Here is a 17664-nt window from a genome sequence, read left to right as displayed (position 1 = left end):
CGTGTGCCTATCTTCAAGATGCAGATGTACCCCGTCCAGAACATATAATATCCCGGCCCCGCATAGGATGTAGAGATATTACATAAATGGAATGATTACATGCTGAATTATCTGTGGGCAGGAATGATACTTGTAGGCATCATATTTGCCGCCTGTACGGGAAGGATGCCGGACGTGACGAATGCAGCCATAGATTCGTCCAAGGAGGCGATTACGCTCTGCATCACAATGATGGGGGTCATGTCCTTCTGGGTAGGGCTTATGGAAATCGCGACTAAGGCAGGAATTATCAAAAGCGTATCGAAAAAGATGCGTCCCGTCATCCGATTTCTCTTTCCGAGGCTTCCGACTGACCATCCGGCCGCGGAGCACATTACGACCAATATGATAGCAAACATCCTGGGGCTTGGATGGGCGGCCACCCCTGCGGGATTGAAGGCTATGGATGGCCTGGCGGAGCTGGAACGCGAGCGGGGCAACCCGGAATACCAGGATAAGAAGAGGCTGCTTGGAGGCGTGCCGAAAGGCCGTACCGCAAGCAATGAGATGTGTACTTTCCTGATTATCAATATCTCGTCCTTACAGCTTATACCGGTCAATATCATCGCATACCGGAGCCAGTATGGAAGCGTGAACCCGGCTGCTATCGTAGGGGCTGCCATCGTGGCGACAAGCATAAGCACGCTGGCAGGAATCATCTATGCAAAGCTGATGGACAGAAAGTGAGTAGTCTATGACGATGACGGAATATATCAAACAGGTCAACGATGTTCTTCGTGACTTTATCTGGGGCCGGGGCATGCTCATTATCTTTCTTGCGGTCGGCCTTCTTTTTACGGTGCGCACCGGCTTTTTCCAATTCAGAAAGTGGCGCGTCTGGCTCGGCATGACACTCGGCCAGCTCTTTCGCAACAGGAAGGTAAGGCGTACGGATGACGAACAGTCCATGTCCCAGTTCCAGGCATTCTGTACGGCTCTGGCAGCCACGCTCGGAACAGGCAACATAACCGGGGTCGCCACAGCGCTCATCGCGGGCGGCCCCGGTGCTATATTCTGGATGTGGATATCTGCGGTAGTAGGAATGATGACCATGTATGCGGAAAATGTCCTTGGCATCCTCTACCGCTATAAGAACAGAAGCGGCAGATGGGTGGGCGGCGCTATGGTCTATATGGAGCGGGGACTCGGCTGCAAGTGGCTGGCCGTCCTGTTCGCCGTGTTCTGCATCCTTGCCTCGCTTGGCATGGGCAATATGACTCAGGCCAATGCGATGGCCGGAGGGCTGAAGGAAGCCTTCTATGTGCCCACCTTTGTTACCGGGCTGGCCGCCATGGTACTGGTAGGCATGGTATTATTCGGAGGCGTCCGCCGTATAGCGACAGTGACAGAGCGGCTCATACCGCTCATTTCTCTCTTCTATATCGCAGGGGGAATAATCGTGCTGGCGGCAAATGCTGCAGAGATACCAAAGGCGTTCCAGCTTATTTTTACAGAGGCTTTTAAAGTGCAGAGTGTCGGCGGAGGGGTACTCGGCTACGGGATGCGGCAGGCGATGAAGACGGGAATCTCCAGAGGGGTGTTTTCCAATGAAGCGGGGCTTGGCTCTTCTGTCATGGCCCATGCAGCTTCGGATATAGATTCTGCTCCGGTACAGGGAATGTGGGCAATCGTGGAGGTGTTCATCGATACGATCGTATTCTGTACGGTCACGGCGCTAGTCATCCTTACATCGGGAGTGTACGACCAGCAGGGCTTCCTTGCCAATATCGCGAGAGGGGCGGAGAATGTAGACGGCACGACGCTGTGCGGCAGAGCGTTTGCCACGGTCATACCGGGAGGCGACAAGTTTCTGGCGCTGTCCATGATATTCTTTGCCTTCGCTACGATTATAGGGTGGGCTTATTTTGGAGAACGGACATTTGCCTATCTGTTCGGGGAAAGATCTGCGATTGTGTATAAGCTCATATACATTGTAGTGCTGCTACCGGGATGCGTGATTGCCCCGGGACTTGTGTGGGAGATTGCGGATACGTTCAACGGATTCATGGCAGTGCCGAACCTGACCGCCCTTATACTGCTGAGCGGCCAGGTCGTCAGAGTGACGAAGGAATATATGAGGAATTAAGTCCTGGCGGCGATGTTCCCGATGATACGCCGCTGCCGGGATGTCCTTTCTTTTGTAAAGATATAGCCGATAAGTCCGCATATGGCAGCGGGAAGCACCCACTGGAAACCATATTCATATAGCGGAAGATTGGCGATATGGACGGGTACCGGAAGATATTCCGATATAGCTGACAAGGTGCTTATGACAATGGTTCCTGACGCGGCAGACCGGTAGACGGCCGTGTTTGGGAGCCATTTTTCCATCCATCCCATGAAGACCAGAAGAACCAGCACTGGATATAGAATATTCAGTATCGGGGAAGCCAGTGCCAGTATCCTGGTTATACCAAAATTAGAGATTACATAGCTGATACCTGCAAATCCTAAGACAAATGCACGGTAGCTCACTTTTCCTTTTGCCTGCCTTTCAAAGAAAGAAGCCGAGGAGGATAAGAGCCCGATAGCAGGTGTCAGGCAGGCGGCGCATACGAGTACGCCAAGCAGTACCATTCCGTTCTCGCCGAGCAGCGCCTTGACGATGGCGATAAGCAGAGCTACCCGGTCGATATCCGCAGGGAACTGCGCGCTTACCGTTGCTCCGAGATAGGCGAGGCCGCCGTACACTACAAAAAGGATAATCGTAGCGAGAAGGCCGGAAGCGGAGATGATCTTAAACTGCATTTTCGTATCTCTGTAGCCTTTCTGCTTTATGGTCAATAGTATAGAGGCAGAGAATATCATGGCCGCCATAACGTCCATCGTCTGGTAGCCTGCGTTGATTCCGTCGCGGACGGCCGAAGACGCTGCAGTCTGAAGCTCTACGGCCCCAAGCGGCGATACGATGCCTTTTACGATGAGAAATAAAAGGGCAGCGAGGATCAAAGGCGCGAAAACGGTTCCGATGATATCGATGACCTTGGACTGCTTCAGACAGAACAGTACCACAGCGAGGAAAAAGAGGAGGGAAAATACCTTTGTGTCTAACTCCGGAAAGAACGGAGCAATGGAAAATTCATACGCGGTAGCGGCAGTTCTCGGTATGGCAATCAAAGGCCCGAGGCATACCGCATTCAGTGATAATATTAATATAGAAGGGAGCGTTCCGAGCTTGTCTGTAATGCCCTCCGTCCCTTTGCCCGTTTTCGTCACGACAAGCAGTGCCAGCAGACTGAGCCCGATGTCCATGATGATGAAGCAGAGAAAGCTTAAGAACCAGCTTTTTCCGTTCAGCAGGCCAAGGTAAGGCGGAAATATCAGGTTCCCTGCCCCGAAGAACATGGCAAATATTGCAAATCCTATGATAAATATATTCTTTGTGTCTGTTTTATTCATTCTGCGCACCTTCTGGTTTTCCATTCTGTATTGACCTTATTCTATCGTTAAATAATAAACGAGACAAATCGGACAAAGTATCTTGACAGGAAACTTTTAATGTGTTTATCTATTTATGGTAAACTTAAATCATAAATCGCCCGGATATACATACTTGAATAATCTTTACGGGTATTTTTCATGAAAAAGGTGATTTATAGGAAACGGAGGCTTTATGGCTATTGATGAGAACGTGGGGAAAAACATCAAGAAGTACCGGCTTGCTTATAAACTGACGCTCCAAGAGCTGGCAAAGAAGATACATAAAAGTAAGTCAACCATGTCAAAGTATGAGAAGGGCCTTATATCTCTCGATGTAGCTACGCTGGAGGAGATTGCGGACGTATTCCAGATATCGCCGGCGTATCTGCTGGCGGTGCAGGATGAGGAGCTGCACAGCAGGCTGGAGCCAGGGGAATTTCTGGACAGGCAGTACATGTATTCGTATGACGGAAGAAGCAGGCGCATACTGAAAAGTGTTATGGAGAGATATCAGATTCCCGGCTCGGAACAGATAGGGATCCAGCTTTTCTATGATGTCCAGGATGAGGAAAGCTGCGGAAACTGCAAGACATTTTACACCGGCTACAGCCGAAGGTATGAATTTGTGGAAAATTATAACCTGCAGAACCAGAACAATCCTACGGAGCAGGCGTGGATATGCTGCATCAACAGCCTGAACCGTACAAGCAGGAGGACAGGCATGCTGACAGGCCTGTCATACAAAACGATGATGCCTGTAGCGATTAAGGTAATGCTGTCTTCGGCAATACTAAAGGAAGACGATGAACTGGTATCTTCCCTTCTGCTTACGAAGGAGGATATCAAGATATCCAGGAAATATAATTTATTTACGATTGACCAGTTTATGGAATGAGGAGGAACAGATTTGGATACGAAAAAGGAAAAGAAAAAGGTCTCGCTGACTGTCTGGATTCTTGCCGCACTTGTACTTGGAGTCATTGCAGGCCTGCTGCTGCAAAAGAACAGTGACATTGCGGAGACATATATAAAACCGCTGGGAACGATATTCTTAAATCTTGTGAAGATGGTGGTGGTGCCGGTCGTACTGTTTTCGATCATGCAGGGGGTGATATCGCTCCAGGACATCAGGAAAGTAGGCTCTATCGGGGGCAAGACGGTCCTGTTCTATATGTGCACGACAGCGTTTGCGGTGACGCTGGGACTTGTGATAGCCAATGTGCTCAGCGTCGGCAGTGGGTATAAGCTGTCGTCAGAATCGCTGGAAGCGTTCGAGGGTGTGACGGAGACGCCATCTTTCATAGACACGATTGTGAACATATTTCCATCCAACGCGATTCAGCCATTAGCGGAAGCTACCATGCTTCAGATTATCGTGATCGCCCTGTTCTTTGGATTTGGCATCATACTCGCGGGAGAGAAGGGCAGGATGGCAGGCGCAGTGGTGGAAAGCTTTTCTGAAGTCTGCATCAAAGTGATGGGTGTCATCATCAAATTGTCTCCTATCGGAGTGTTCGGCCTGATTACACCGGTCATAGCGACAAACGGCATGTCTATCCTTCTGCCGCTGATGAAACTGATAGGGGTCGTGTATCTCGTCTGTCTCGTGCATATGGTATGTGTCTATTCCAGCCTCGTCAGGGCGATGGCAAAGATGAACCCGCTTACTTTCTTCAAGGGCATGAGCGAGGCTATGATATTTGCATTTTCCAGTGCGAGCAGTGTGGGGACGCTGCCTTTTAATATGGAATGTACGCAGAAGCTCGGCGCCAGAAAAGAAGTCTCAAGCTTTGTGCTGCCGCTCGGTGCAACGATTAATATGGATGGAACTGCAATCTATCAGGGAGTAAGCGTTATTTTTATCGCACAGATATTTGGCATGAACCTTACCATCTCACAGCAGATTACGATTATACTGACCGCCACGCTGGCCTCTATCGGCACCGCGGGTGTCCCTGGTTCCGGCGTCATCATGCTTGCCATGGTTCTGCAGAGCGTGGGGCTTCCGCTGGAAGGGATTGCGCTTGTTGCCGGCGTGGACCGGATCCTTGATATGGCAAGAACGACGGTCAATATTACGGGGGATGCTGCGTGTACAATCTGTGTGGATGCCTCTGAGAAAAAGAGGGAGTTGAAAAAGGCCCGGAGCCTGGAGGCGGACGGATAGCAGATGGTAATGTGTGAGCATTGCATTTTCACCATGTTTCCATTATACTTTAAATGACATATGTAAAATACGAGGCAGCCTTACTTAGAGACTGTTGATTAGATAGTAGTGATAACCAGGAGGATATGATGGCAAACTGGGATTGGGAAAGATTTGGGGAAGATATCCGCAGGACGGTGCAGGACGCAGTGGATACGAGGAATTTTGACAAATTGAACCAGACAATCAATGATACGATATACCATGCGGTGGACGGCATTAATAAAGGGGTGCGCAGTGCGGGTGACGCGGTGGATAAAAGTATGCAGGACATGGCCCGTCAAAGCAGGCAGGCCCGGGACAGAAGGGCATACCGGAGCCGCCCTTACCCCGGGCAGTATCAGGGACGGAACGGGTATGGCTTCGACGCCGGCGGGAGGCAGATGCCTGTGCTGTACGCCAGGACAGGAAGCGCGAAAGCCGGCGGTGTTATCCTGGCTGCGGCGGGATATATGCTCGGCGGTATCCTTTTGATAGGTCTGCCTGTCTATATGATAAGAGAACTTGCAATCGGCAGCTTTGATGTTCTTTTCCAGATTTTGTTCGGGTCTGGTGTCATACTGCTCGGGGCCGGAGCGGTGCTGGCCGGAGCGGGCCATCACATCCTCGGTAAAGTAAAGCGCTTCAACGCCTACATAAAAGGGATGGAAGGCAGAGAATACGGGGATATCAAGACGCTGGCAGAACGTGTGAAGAAACCGCCCAAGTTCGTAGTGAAGGACCTGGAAAAGATGATTGAGAAAGGGTGGTTCAGACAAGGGCACCTCGACCGGCAGCGGACGTGCCTTATGGTGACGCACCATGCATATCAGCAATACGAAGAGCTCATGGAACATACGGAGGCGCAGAAACGGCAGGAGCAGGAGAGAAAAGCGCAGCAGGAAGAGACGGCGGAGAACATGGATCCGCAGATCAGGGAGATTATCCGTACGGGTGATGAATATATAGAGAAGATCCACGAATGCAATGACGCCATTCCGGGCGTAGAGATATCGGCAAAGATATCCCGCATGGAGACACTTGTCGACCGAATCTTTGACCGTGTGGAACAGAATCCCGGCTGTGTGCCGGAGATACGCAGGCTTATGGAATACTATCTGCCGACTACGGTAAAGCTTCTGGAGGCATATGAGGAGCTGGACGCGCAGCCGGTACAGGGCGAGAATATACTGTCTTCCAAACAGGAGATTGAAAAGACGCTTGACACGCTGAACGCTGCGTTTGAAAAACTGCTGGACAGCCTGTTCCAGGATACGGCGTGGGATGTGTCGTCTGACATATCTGTACTGAAGACGATGCTGGCCCAGGAGGGCCTTACCAAAGACGACTTTTAAGCGAGAGAATATATGGGACCGGCATGACCGGGCGGAGGATATCATTATGGAGAAAGAATTAGAACAGTTCCAGACGACACCAACTTTGACATTGGATCCATTCCAGGAAGAACGGCGGACAGCTCCCCCCGCCATGCAGGAGGAGACTCGGGTGTTTGATGAAAGCATCCTGACGGACGAAGAGAAGAAAGCAGTGGATGCATTTGCGGATCAGATTGATCTGACCAATTCTTCCGTGATTCTTCAATACGGCGTGGGTACGCAGAAAAAGATGGCAGATTTCTCGGAAAATGCACTGGAAAATGTGAAAACAAAGGACCTGGGTGAAGTAGGGGAGCTGCTCTCGGGTGTGGTGAAGGAACTGAAAAGCTTCGATGAGGAAGAGGATAAGGGATTCTTTGGCAATATATTCAAGAAGACTTCCAATAAGATAACGGCGATGAAGGCGAAGTATGCCAAGGCAGAGGACAATGTGAACCAGATATGCAAGGTGCTGGAAAATCATCAGGTGCAGCTCTTAAAGGATGTTGCCATCCTTGATAAGATGTATGATGTGAACCTTACGTACTTTAAAGAACTTTCCATGTATATTCTGGCAGGGAAGAAGAAGCTGCGGGAAATGCGGGAAAGCAGGCTTCCCGAACTGATGGAGAAGGCTCAAAGGAGCGGACTTCCGGAGGACGCCCAGGCAGCAAAGGATCTGGACTCTATGTGCAACCGGTTCGAGAAGAAGATTCATGATCTGGAGCTGACGAGGACGATTTCTATCCAGACGGCGCCGCAGATACGTCTCGTACAGAGTAATGACACGCTGATGGTGGAGAAGATTCAGTCCACTATCGTGAATACGGTTCCGCTCTGGAAGAGCCAGATGGTGCTCGCCCTCGGTGTGGAGCATTCTGCACAGGCGGCAGCGGCACAGCGGGAAGTGACGGATATGACGAACGAATTGTTAAGAAAGAATGCCCAGAAGCTTAAGATGGCTACGGTGGAGACGGCGAAGGAATCAGAACGCGGCATCGTGGATATGGAGACGCTTAAGCTGACGAACGAATCGCTTATCTCTACGCTCGATGAAGTGATGCACATTCAGCAGACCGGCAGGCAGAAGCGCCGGGAGGCGGAGCAGGAGATGATGCGTCTGGAGAGTGAGCTGAAGGCGAAGCTCCTGCAGATGGGGTAATTGAAGACGGCACAATAATGTTAAGAAGGCAGGCTCACGTGTGGAGCCTGCCTTCTGATGTACTCTGATAAATATGTCGGAATGTACCAAGTGCCGGGGCGTGTCCGGTGCTGCAAGGGAAGCCTGGCTGGTAACGGCATTCAGCTTATTCTGGACGCCTGCGAAGGGCAGGCCAGATGGTCAGCATCATGGTAGTAAAGCAGGCAGTCCCTCCGATGAAGTTGGACACCGGTTCAGCCAGAAATACGCCTTCTGTACCCAAGCCGCATATGGAAGGCAGCCATAATGTCAATGGAATGACGATGACGACTTTACGGAACAGGGAGAAGAATACCGCCTGTCTGGATTTGCCGAGGGCCACGAATACCGATTGCCCCGCAAACTGAAGCGCCATCATGAAAATGCCGAAGAAATAGATACGCATTGCGGGTACCCCTTTCTGAATCAATTCAGATTCGCTGCTGAACAGGTGGAGGAAGAAGTTCGGGAAAAAGAAAATCATGGCCCATGCAGCGGTGGAGAACAAGATAGCCCATATTGTGGAAAAACGGATAGCCGAACGGACACGGTCATATTTTTCCGCACCGTAATTAAAGCTCATAACCGGCTGGGCGCCGCTTGTCAGGCCATTGACCGGCATAGTGACGATTTCCCGTACAGAGTTAATCACCGTCATGATGCCGACATAGAGGTCGCCGCCATAGCGCTGTAAGGTTGCGTTGCACATAATCTGCACGGAGCCATTCGTGACAGCCATCACAAAGCCTGACAGCCCGAGTCCTGTGATTTCTTTTGCAAGTGCTTTTTCTGGCCGCATGTATTTTCCCGCTATACGGAGTAACGCTTTCTTTCCGGTGAGAAAACGAAAGACCCAGACGGCGGAGACGAATTGAGAGAGGACAGTAGCCGATGCCGCACCTTTGACTCCCATATGGAAGACGAAGATGAAAATTGGATCAAGGATCAGATTTAACACTGCCCCAATTGAAACAGTCAGCATACCGGTGACGCCGAACCCCTGTGCGTTGATAAAATTGTTCATCCCAAGGCTTGTCATCACGAACAGCGTGCCGCACAGGTAGAGTGTCAGGTAGGCGTCCGCGTAGGGGAAGGTGACATCGCTGGCTCCGAAAAGATAAAGGAGCGGCCGTTTGAATAAGTAGCAGAGGGCGGCGAGAAGTATACCGGAGATGATAAGCATGGAGAACGAGTTGGCCATAATCTTCCTGGCACGTTCGGTGTCTCCTCGTCCGCGCGCCATAGAGAACAGCGGAGCGCCTCCCATGCCGAACAGATTGGCGAATGCGGTAATAATCGTAATGACAGGGAGCGTAAGCCCGATACCGGTGAGCGCCTGTGTTGAGGTGTGCGGGATATGCCCGATATATATCCGGTCTACTACATTGTATAATACATTTATGAGCTGAGCCAGAGTCATGGGGACAGCGAGCCGCATAATATTCCCCGCCACGCTGCCCTGCCCGAAATCATTTCTGCTGTCCATATTACCACCGTCCTGTTGCAAATCTTTCTTTGCATATAAGTATATTCTTTTTTTATTTGCCTTTCAATGGAGTAAATTAACCATAAAGCCGCGCAGTATGGCATATATTGATAATAAGCATCTGTTGTAAGGAAATGGTTTATGCGGTTATTTATGTATCTATCAGACTTCATCGTGCCGCTCGTAATCTTTGGCATCGTGAGCTATGGGGTGCTGATGAAAGTAAATGTCTATGATACGTTTGTAAAGGGGGCGAAGAGCGGTTTCTTTACCGTCATCAAGATCATGCCGACGCTGATCGGCCTCATGGTGGCAGTGGGAATACTGCGGGCGTCGGGCTTTCTCGGATTCATGTCCGGGATTATAGGCAAGGCCACCGAATACATAGGATTTCCCGGAGAGCTTGTGCCGCTCACCGTAGTCAAGATGTTCTCATCCTCCGCGGCCACGGGGCTGCTGCTGGATGCATTCAAAGAATACGGGACAGATTCCTATATCGGCCTGATAGCTTCCATCAGCATGTCATGCACAGAGACGATATTCTACACGATGAGCGTCTACTTTATGACTGCCAAGGTGACAAAGACCAGATATACACTGTCAGGCGCCATGTTCGCCACCTTTGCCGGCCTCATAGCCAGCGTGGTACTGGCGGGGATGATGGGATAGGGAAAAACGAAATGGGGACGGAGGTTTTTTAAAAAACCTCCGTCCCCATTTCGTTTTTCCCTGTCCCCAATTTAATTTATGGTGTCCCCATGTAATAAAAAGCCGCCGCAGTTATTTTGCGGCGGCCTTACTCTGGCCCGGTACTTTTGCAGAATGATTTGGGGATATATTACTGGAAGATGTATGTACGGAGTATGTCGAAAGAGGCCGGGCCAGTGGTAAGCACTTTCTTGTGGAAATTTTCCTGGGTGAAGGCATCCCCCCATTTGTCGATGGCATCTTTTTTCAGTTCCATAAATTCCACATAACCGATGTAGTACTTCAGGTAGTTTGCGGGATCCGATATAATCAGGTCATATATGCTTTCTATCGTATTGGCATCTTCGATACCGTACTGCCGGAAGAAGGATACCGTATCCATCAGCTTCCAGCCATCGTAGTGGATGCCCATGTCGGCCAAAGCGTAAAGTCCTAATATTACGGAAGTATTACGTTGCAGCAGGGCGGCCTGCTCTTTGGGTATCGGTGCATAATAATAGCTTAGCATCTCGGTATAAGTGGCCCAGCCTTCCGTGTAGCCCCCGAAGTTCAGCAGATTGCGTATCGGATCTGGTTTCAGGCTCTGGAAGTATACGGTCTGGTAGAGGTGGCCCGGGTATCCTTCATGCGCGAGCGTGGTGAACAGCGACAGGTCATCCGGCATATGCCCCTGGTTGATGTAGATGACATTGTCCGTAGTGCTGTCAATGGCCGGAACCATGAAGAAAGCGGGGCTTAGATACTCTTCCATGGACTTCTGTACATATTTGATCTCAGTAGAGACGTCAGGCGGTTCAGGGAAACTCCCTTTCAGCTTGGATTTCAGGTTTGACAGGATGGAGACAGGATCTGTATCTGAAAGCGCCGGCGCCGCATTAGAAAATGTCTCTTTTGATGAAGATGTGAGTATCTGCTGCATAGCGGTGAGGTCTTCCAATATCTGTGCCTGAGTGAGTTCCTTCAGTTCGTTTACCGAACGGCTTGAACCGGTTTCCCGTTTTACGACCAGCTCATAGTAATCACGGCCGTCCGGAAGGTAGCACAGGCCGTTGTCGTTTTTGCCAGTTGTACGCAGTGCCTGCAAGGCTTCGGCCAGTTTTTTATAAGAAGGGAAAATGTAGTTTTTTACATTTTCGTTGTTTTGTTTTACATAATCGTCATATTCTGTCTTGTCGAGCTTCATGGCATCCAGCCGCTCGGTGAAGGAAGAGTAAAGATAGTTGTCGTTTCCCATACTGATAAATGCATTGCATTCATCTATGATGTCATCCGCGGAATAAGATGCCATGAACAGCCCCTTGTCAGATTTGGCCTGCTCAAAGGCTATGATAGATTCAAAATATTCTGGCAGCTTTGTCATAAGGGTCAGATATGTATCTATATCATCTGTATTTTTAAATTGATATTCGGAAAGAAGTACAGGGAGCTGTGCCTGCGTACCCGTCAGCGGGGCCAGAGGCTCATCGTACAATGCATACCCGGCCTCATCAAGGGAAATACTGAGATAATCATCCAGCACGTCGTAGGTCAGTTTGTTTTTATCTGAAAGCTGTGCACGGTTATGAGCGTGGAGCGATGCCAGGGCATTTTCCGCAGAGGCACTGATGGAAGCTACGTCAGTAGTGCAGCTTCCAAAGGAGACGGGGGCCTCTTTAATTCCGTAATCGACTGGATTTTCTAAGGTATAGTGGAGAGAAATCGTGTTGGAGGAAACTTCCTGGCAGAACAAGCTGTTCGTGTAAGCTTCAAATTTTGCGTCTGCACTGCCGCTGCCTCTGGAACAGGACGCCACGGCGACAAGCACGAAGAGGAGCGTGACGGTCAGGAAAAGCGATATTTTTTTACGCATGGGGGCTCCTTGGATGTTTTACCTATAAATATGCAGAAATGGACCATCGTATGAATGTTCTGCACCTTCCACGGCTTGACAATTGATTTTTCGTATGTTACGATTTTTACCATATTAATGAAGAGTTGAAATAAAATAAATGTTTATATGTTTAAACGCAATGACGAAGAGAGTACGTTTTTTGACATTATACAGAGAAGTCCTGAACCTTGACAGCATGTGGATGGAAATGCGCAGCTGCGGGAGATGCTGAGAGGGATGAATGAAGACTGACGGAAGATGGCTTCTGAGTGGTGTACCGAACAGGGAGCATATGGAGGCGGAAGGCGCCTGCAGGTGTTTCGTGCAAGGCTGCAATGGGTCCGCCCTTTACTGCGGGAGAGTGCCGTGAGGCACTTGCTGAGGTCTCTGCCGTGAGGCAGCGATAAATAGAAGTGGTAACACGGGTGAACTCGTCTTCTCTGATTTTAGAATTAGGGAAGACTTTTTTTATTTCAACGGCAGGAGGACAAGAGATGGAAAAACAAAAGTATTATATTACGACAGCCATTGCCTATACATCAGGAAAGCCCCATATAGGGAATACGTATGAAATCGTGCTGGCCGATGCGATAGCCAGATATAAGAGAAGCCAGGGATATGATGTGTTCTTCCAGACCGGTACGGATGAGCATGGCCAGAAGATAGAGCTTAAAGCAGAAGAAGCCGGCGTTACGCCGAAAGAGTTTGTGGACGGCGTTGCGGCAGAGATCAGGGGCATCTGGGATCTGATGAATACTTCATATGACAAATTCATCCGTACGACCGACGAGTATCATGAGAAGCAGGTACAGAAGATATTTAAAAAGCTGTACGACCAGGGAGACATATATAAGGGGCATTATGAGGGGATGTACTGCACGCCGTGCGAATCCTTTTTTACAGAATCACAGCTTGTGGACGGAAAATGCCCTGACTGCGGACGAGAGGTGCAGCCGGCAAAAGAAGAGGCTTATTTCTTCAAGATGAGCAAGTATGCAGACCGTCTGATCGAGCATATCAATACACATCCTGAGTTCATACAGCCGGTTTCCCGCAAAAATGAGATGATGAACAATTTCCTGCTGCCGGGGCTTCAGGACCTGTGTGTTTCAAGGACCTCATTCAAATGGGGAATTCCGGTGGATTTTGATTCGGACCATGTAGTGTACGTATGGCTGGACGCACTGACAAACTATATAACCGGAATCGGCTATGACTGCGAGGGCGGAAATACGGAACAGTTCAAAAGAGACTGGCCGGCGGACCTGCACCTCATAGGCAAGGACATTATCCGCTTCCATACCATATACTGGCCGATTTTCCTTATGGCGCTGGATCTGCCCCTGCCAAAACAGATATTCGGACACCCATGGCTGCTGCAGGGTGATGGCAAGATGAGCAAGTCAAAAGGGAATGTGCTGTATGCAGATGAACTGGTAGATTTCTTTGGCGTAGACGCGGTGCGCTATTTTGTTCTGCACGAGATGCCGTTTGAAAACGATGGGGTCATCTCATGGGAACTGATGGTAGAGCGCATGAATTCTGACCTTGCCAATACGCTGGGCAATCTGGTGAACCGTACCATATCTATGACAAACAAGTACTTCGGGGGCGCGGTAACGGACAAAGGTGCGGCAGAGGAAGTGGATTTGAACTTGAAGGCAGTCGCGGAAGCTACGCCGAAGGCGGTAGAGGCCAAGATGGAGGAACTGCGGGTTGCGGATGCAATCACTGAGATATTTAACCTGTTCAAACGTTGCAATAAGTATATAGATGAGACGATGCCGTGGGCACTTGCAAAGGATGAAGGGAAAAAGGACCGGCTTGAGACTGTACTCTACAATCTGCTGGAGAGCATCAAGGCCGGCGCGGTATTGCTGGAGCCTTTCATGCCCGAGACATCTGCGAAGATACTCAGCCAGCTCGGTGACGGTAAAGTGACAGAGAAGCCGGAGATACTCTTTGCAAGGCTGGATCTTGAAGAGGTGTTGAAACGGGTAGAGGAGCTGCACCCGCCGGTAAATGAAGTGCCGGAAGATGTCATAGACATGGAGGCTAAGCCAGAGATAACGTTTGAAGATTTCAGTAAGATGCAGTTCCAGGTAGGCGAGATACTCGAGTGCGAAGAAGTACCAAAATCCAAGAAGCTTCTCTGCTCCAAAGTGAGAGTGGGCAGGGAGATAAAACAAATCGTGTCAGGAATAAAGGCATACTATAAGCCGGAAGAGATGGTGGGAAAAAAAGTTATGGTGCTGGTGAACCTTAAGCCGGCCAAACTCGCCGGAGTCCTGTCAGAAGGAATGCTGCTGTGCGCAGAAGACGCAGATGGAAGCCTGGCACTCATGACACCAGAAAAAGAAATGCCGGCAGGTGCAGAAATCAGCTAAAGGGACACGTTAAATTCAATTGGGGACGGAGGAAAACGAGAAAAACCCCGTCCCCAATTCAAAAAGGGACGGAGGAAAATGAGAAAACCTCCGTCCCCAATTGAGAGGAGAATGACTATATGGATAAGATTAGAATTGGTATTGTTGGTTATGGTAACATTGGAAAGGGCGTTGAACTTGCGGTAGCCCGTAATGACGATATGGAACTTAAAGCTGTATTCACCCGGAGGAACCCGGCCGATATCAGCATTGCTACAGAGACTGCGGCTGTGAAGCACATTGATGACATGGTTTCTATGAAAGAGGACATCGACGTCATGGTACTTTGCGGGGGCTCCGCCACCGACCTGCCGGTCATGGGTCCTGATATAGTGAAGAATTTCAACACGATTGACAGTTTTGATACACATGCCAGAATTCCGGAATATTTTGAAAATGTGGATAAAGCGGCAAAAGACGGTGGAAAAGTGGGAATCATATCCGTAGGATGGGACCCGGGGATGTTTTCTCTCAACCGGTTATATGCGGAATCCATTCTTGTGCAGGGAAGTACATACACATTTTGGGGAAAAGGTGTCAGCCAGGGACATTCAGACGCTATCCGTCGTGTGGGAGGCGTTAAGAATGGAATTCAATACACAGTGCCTGTGGAAAAGGCTGTGGAAAGAGTTAGAAGCGGTGAAGAGCCACAGCTTACTACAAGAGAAAAGCATTTGCGTGAATGCTATGTTGTTCCGGAAGACGGTGCTGACCTGAAAGCAATCGAACAGGCAATCAAGACGATGCCAAATTATTTTGATGATTATGATACAACTGTTACCTTTATCACAGAGGAAGAGTTGAAAGAAAATCACGGTAAGATGCCCCACGGAGGTTTTGTAATCCGCAGCGGTGAGACCGGAACAGAAGGAAGCAAACATATTATTGAGTATTCATTAAAGCTCGATTCAAACCCAGAGTTTACGGCCAGCGTTCTCGTTTGCTATGCAAGAGCGGCATATCGTCTCTCTAAGAAAGGGGAGTCCGGTGCAAAAACAGTATTTGATATCCCACCGGTATTACTGTCTAAGAAGACACCGGAACAGTTAAGGGCAGAGCTCTTATAAGGGACAGGGCAAAAATAAAAAGGGACACGTTAAAATGAGTTTGGGACGGAGGAAATTTAAAAAACCTCCGTCCCCAACTACTTCTTTATGGAGGGTTTTATGATTTTTGATACGCATGCGCACTATGATGATGAGCAATTTGGCGAGGACCGGGAGGAGCTGCTGAATTCTATGCAGGAGGGCGGTGTCGGTACTATCGTGAATATCAGCGCCTCGCTTGACTCCTGCCGGACGGTTGTGGAGCTGGCAGGCAGGTATCCGTTCATGTATGCGGCCGTAGGGATTCATCCCGACCATGTGGGCAGTCTGAACGATAAGGCTTTTGACGAGATGGAAGGACTGCTCGACAACGAAAAAGTAGTGGCCGTGGGGGAAATCGGCCTTGACTACTATTGGGACAATGAGTCTCATGCGCTCCAGGAGCAGTGGTTTATCCGCCAGCTTGAGCTGGCTCGCCGGCATCATCTGCCGGTAGTGATTCACAGCAGAGATGCAGCGGCGGATACGCTGGAGATTATGAAAGAGCATGCACAGGGGCTCAAGGGCGTTATCCACTGCTTCTCGTATTCCAGAGAGCAGGCCCGGGAATACGTCAAGATGGGCTTCTACATCGGCGTCGGCGGCGTCGTTACATTTAAGAACGCAAAGAAGCTCAAAGAAGTGGTAGAAGAGACACCCCTGACATCAATAGTTCTGGAGACGGACTGCCCTTATCTTGCGCCGGAGCCATACAGAGGAAAAAGGAATAATTCTCTGTATATCCGCTACGTGGCCAAAGAAATCGCACGCATTAAGAATGTAGATTACGACATTGTCGTAAGGCAGACAGAAGCTAACGCAGCAGAATTGTATGGAATTTCAGACAATTTTGTTGTATAATAAAAATTAGCACATTATTCAGGAGTTAAGTAATATATGAATGGACCGAGGCTGGGAAACCCGCAAAATACCATAGAAATACTGCAGAAATATGATTTTTCATTCCAGAAGAAGTTCGGCCAGAACTTTTTGATTGATACACACGTCTTGGATAAGATTATCCTGGCAGCAGGCATCACAAAAGATGATATGGTATTGGAGATAGGCCCCGGAATCGGAACCATGACCCAGTATCTTGCAGAGGCGGCCAGAAAAGTTGTCGCTGTTGAGATTGACAAGAACCTCATTCCCATTCTTTCGGACACGCTGAAAGATTATGACAATGTAACGGTTATCAACGAGGATGTGCTGAAGCTGGATGTAAAGAAGCTGGCCAGTGGGGAAAATGCCGGCCGGCCGGTTAAAGTGGTGGCAAATCTGCCGTATTATATAACAACCCCCATCATAATGGGGCTATTTGAACATGATGTTCCGGTGGAGAGCATAACAGTCATGGTCCAGAGGGAAGTGGCAGACAGGATGCAGACAGGGCCTGGCAGCAAAGACTACGGAGCACTGTCGCTGGCTGTGCAGTATTACGCGGAGCCTTATATAGTTGCAAATGTACCTCCGAACTGCTTCATGCCTAGACCGAAGGTCGGCTCTGCCGTCATACGACTTACAAGACATGAAAAACCACCTGTCGAGGTAAAAGACGAGAGGCTGCTGTTTGATATCATAAGGGCATCTTTTAACCAGAGACGTAAGACGCTTGCAAACGGACTGAACAATTCCGGCAGGCTGGACATTCCGAAGGAAGAGATAACAAAAGCGGTAGAGAAGCTTGGGAAAGGGCCGGGCGTGCGTGGGGAGTCGCTCACGCTGGAGGAATTTGCGCGTCTGAGCAACTATCTGTACCCTCTGACGGCTGATGCTCTGGAAGATGTATTAATCAAATCTCCTGACAGGTAGAGCCGGATATGCACGCAAGGAGTTGAAAATGGGATATTTCGTCCGCCCACGGCGGATTGACAATATGAATAAGGACA

At 49.5% G+C, this 17664-nt stretch carries 14 protein-coding genes; 11 read left to right on the top strand and 3 right to left on the bottom strand.

Translation table 11 applies throughout. The features are described from left to right. The first annotated feature begins 99 nt into the window (after positions 1-99). Entirely contained in the window at positions 100-726 is a 627-nt protein-coding gene (locus tag HMPREF0980_RS18200; protein WP_049730497.1) for a nucleoside recognition domain-containing protein, read from the top strand. A gap of 13 nt (positions 727-739) precedes the next feature. Next, complete coding sequence (locus tag HMPREF0980_RS18195) at positions 740-2125, top strand: alanine/glycine:cation symporter family protein (RefSeq protein WP_049730516.1); 1386 nt, start codon at positions 740-742, stop codon at positions 2123-2125. Here HMPREF0980_RS18195 and brnQ read toward each other — a convergent pair. Beyond that, positions 2122-3438 (bottom strand): branched-chain amino acid transport system II carrier protein, encoded by a 1317-nt coding sequence (gene brnQ, locus HMPREF0980_RS18190; RefSeq protein ID WP_049730496.1) that lies wholly within the window; start codon positions 3436-3438, stop codon positions 2122-2124. The two genes, HMPREF0980_RS18195 and brnQ, sit on opposite strands and share 4 nt — an antisense overlap. Positions 3439-3652: 214 nt before the next feature. Between brnQ and HMPREF0980_RS18185 the strand changes: the two genes are divergently transcribed. The 4 genes from HMPREF0980_RS18185 to HMPREF0980_RS18170 all read left to right on the top strand — a co-directional run bounded on the left by HMPREF0980_RS18185 (position 3653) and on the right by HMPREF0980_RS18170 (position 8182). Next, on the top strand, positions 3653-4354 hold the full coding sequence (locus tag HMPREF0980_RS18185) for a helix-turn-helix domain-containing protein (protein WP_049730495.1): 702 nt from the start codon (positions 3653-3655) through the stop codon (positions 4352-4354). A gap of 12 nt (positions 4355-4366) precedes the next feature. Next, on the top strand, positions 4367-5626 hold the full coding sequence (locus HMPREF0980_RS18180) for a dicarboxylate/amino acid:cation symporter (protein ID WP_049730494.1): 1260 nt from the start codon (positions 4367-4369) through the stop codon (positions 5624-5626). 128 nt (positions 5627-5754) lie between these two features. After that, positions 5755-6999: a 5-bromo-4-chloroindolyl phosphate hydrolysis family protein gene (locus tag HMPREF0980_RS18175; protein WP_198146334.1), complete on the top strand. Its 1245-nt coding sequence runs from the start codon at positions 5755-5757 to the stop codon at positions 6997-6999. Between the two features lie 46 nt (positions 7000-7045). Next, positions 7046-8182, top strand: coding sequence for a toxic anion resistance protein (locus tag HMPREF0980_RS18170; RefSeq protein WP_049730492.1), 1137 nt, complete (start codon positions 7046-7048; stop codon positions 8180-8182). Positions 8183-8327: 145 nt separating this feature from the next. Here HMPREF0980_RS18170 and HMPREF0980_RS18165 read toward each other — a convergent pair whose 3' ends face one another. Further along, on the bottom strand, positions 8328-9686 hold the full coding sequence (locus HMPREF0980_RS18165) for an MATE family efflux transporter (RefSeq protein WP_049730491.1): 1359 nt from the start codon (positions 9684-9686) through the stop codon (positions 8328-8330). A gap of 141 nt (positions 9687-9827) precedes the next feature. Here HMPREF0980_RS18165 and HMPREF0980_RS18160 point away from each other — a divergent pair, with 141 nt between their 5' ends. Beyond that, positions 9828-10355, top strand: a complete 528-nt coding sequence (locus HMPREF0980_RS18160; RefSeq protein ID WP_049730490.1) for a spore maturation protein — start codon at positions 9828-9830, stop codon at positions 10353-10355. Between the two features lie 169 nt (positions 10356-10524). On the opposite strand, the gene HMPREF0980_RS18155 is transcribed toward HMPREF0980_RS18160, so the two are convergent. Further along, positions 10525-12243 carry a DUF885 domain-containing protein gene (locus HMPREF0980_RS18155; protein ID WP_049730489.1) on the bottom strand — a complete coding sequence of 573 codons (1719 nt, stop codon included), beginning with the start codon at positions 12241-12243 and terminating at the stop codon, positions 10525-10527. Between the two features lie 515 nt (positions 12244-12758). Between HMPREF0980_RS18155 and metG the strand changes: the two genes are divergently transcribed. The 4 genes from metG to rsmA all read left to right on the top strand — a co-directional run bounded on the left by metG (position 12759) and on the right by rsmA (position 17587). Next, complete coding sequence (metG, locus tag HMPREF0980_RS18150) at positions 12759-14651, top strand: methionine--tRNA ligase (RefSeq protein WP_049730488.1); 1893 nt, start codon at positions 12759-12761, stop codon at positions 14649-14651. A gap of 119 nt (positions 14652-14770) precedes the next feature. Continuing rightward, on the top strand, positions 14771-15757 hold the full coding sequence (locus tag HMPREF0980_RS18145) for a diaminopimelate dehydrogenase (protein ID WP_049730487.1): 987 nt from the start codon (positions 14771-14773) through the stop codon (positions 15755-15757). A gap of 99 nt (positions 15758-15856) precedes the next feature. Continuing rightward, positions 15857-16636 (top strand): TatD family hydrolase, encoded by a 780-nt coding sequence (locus HMPREF0980_RS18140; protein WP_049730486.1) that lies wholly within the window; start codon positions 15857-15859, stop codon positions 16634-16636. A 36-nt stretch (positions 16637-16672) separates the two neighbouring features. Continuing rightward, positions 16673-17587 (top strand): 16S rRNA (adenine(1518)-N(6)/adenine(1519)-N(6))-dimethyltransferase RsmA, encoded by a 915-nt coding sequence (gene rsmA / locus HMPREF0980_RS18135; RefSeq protein ID WP_049730485.1) that lies wholly within the window; start codon positions 16673-16675, stop codon positions 17585-17587. Positions 17588-17664: the final 77 nt, after the last annotated feature.

The sequence above is a fragment of the Dorea sp. D27 genome, assembly GCF_001185345.1.
Taxonomy (GTDB): Bacteria; Bacillota; Clostridia; order Lachnospirales; family Lachnospiraceae; genus Extibacter.
This window is presented reverse-complemented; position numbering and strand designations above follow the sequence as displayed.

Bases quoted from the DNA above. Each gene is read 5' to 3' on its own strand.
- HMPREF0980_RS18200 (WP_049730497.1), top strand. From the start codon at position 100: ATGCTGAATTATCTGTGGGCAGGAATGATACTTGTAGGCATCATATTT.
- HMPREF0980_RS18195 (WP_049730516.1), top strand. From the start codon at position 740: ATGACGGAATATATCAAACAGGTCAACGATGTTCTTCGTGACTTTATC.
- brnQ (WP_049730496.1), bottom strand. From the start codon at position 3,438: ATGAATAAAACAGACACAAAGAATATATTTATCATAGGATTTGCAATA.
- HMPREF0980_RS18185 (WP_049730495.1), top strand. From the start codon at position 3,653: ATGGCTATTGATGAGAACGTGGGGAAAAACATCAAGAAGTACCGGCTT.
- HMPREF0980_RS18175 (WP_198146334.1), top strand. From the start codon at position 5,755: ATGGCAAACTGGGATTGGGAAAGATTTGGGGAAGATATCCGCAGGACG.
- HMPREF0980_RS18170 (WP_049730492.1), top strand. From the start codon at position 7,046: ATGGAGAAAGAATTAGAACAGTTCCAGACGACACCAACTTTGACATTG.
- HMPREF0980_RS18165 (WP_049730491.1), bottom strand. From the start codon at position 9,686: ATGGACAGCAGAAATGATTTCGGGCAGGGCAGCGTGGCGGGGAATATT.
- HMPREF0980_RS18160 (WP_049730490.1), top strand. From the start codon at position 9,828: ATGCGGTTATTTATGTATCTATCAGACTTCATCGTGCCGCTCGTAATC.
- HMPREF0980_RS18155 (WP_049730489.1), bottom strand. From the start codon at position 12,243: ATGCGTAAAAAAATATCGCTTTTCCTGACCGTCACGCTCCTCTTCGTG.
- metG (WP_049730488.1), top strand. From the start codon at position 12,759: ATGGAAAAACAAAAGTATTATATTACGACAGCCATTGCCTATACATCA.
- HMPREF0980_RS18145 (WP_049730487.1), top strand. From the start codon at position 14,771: ATGGATAAGATTAGAATTGGTATTGTTGGTTATGGTAACATTGGAAAG.
- HMPREF0980_RS18140 (WP_049730486.1), top strand. From the start codon at position 15,857: ATGATTTTTGATACGCATGCGCACTATGATGATGAGCAATTTGGCGAG.
- rsmA (WP_049730485.1), top strand. From the start codon at position 16,673: ATGAATGGACCGAGGCTGGGAAACCCGCAAAATACCATAGAAATACTG.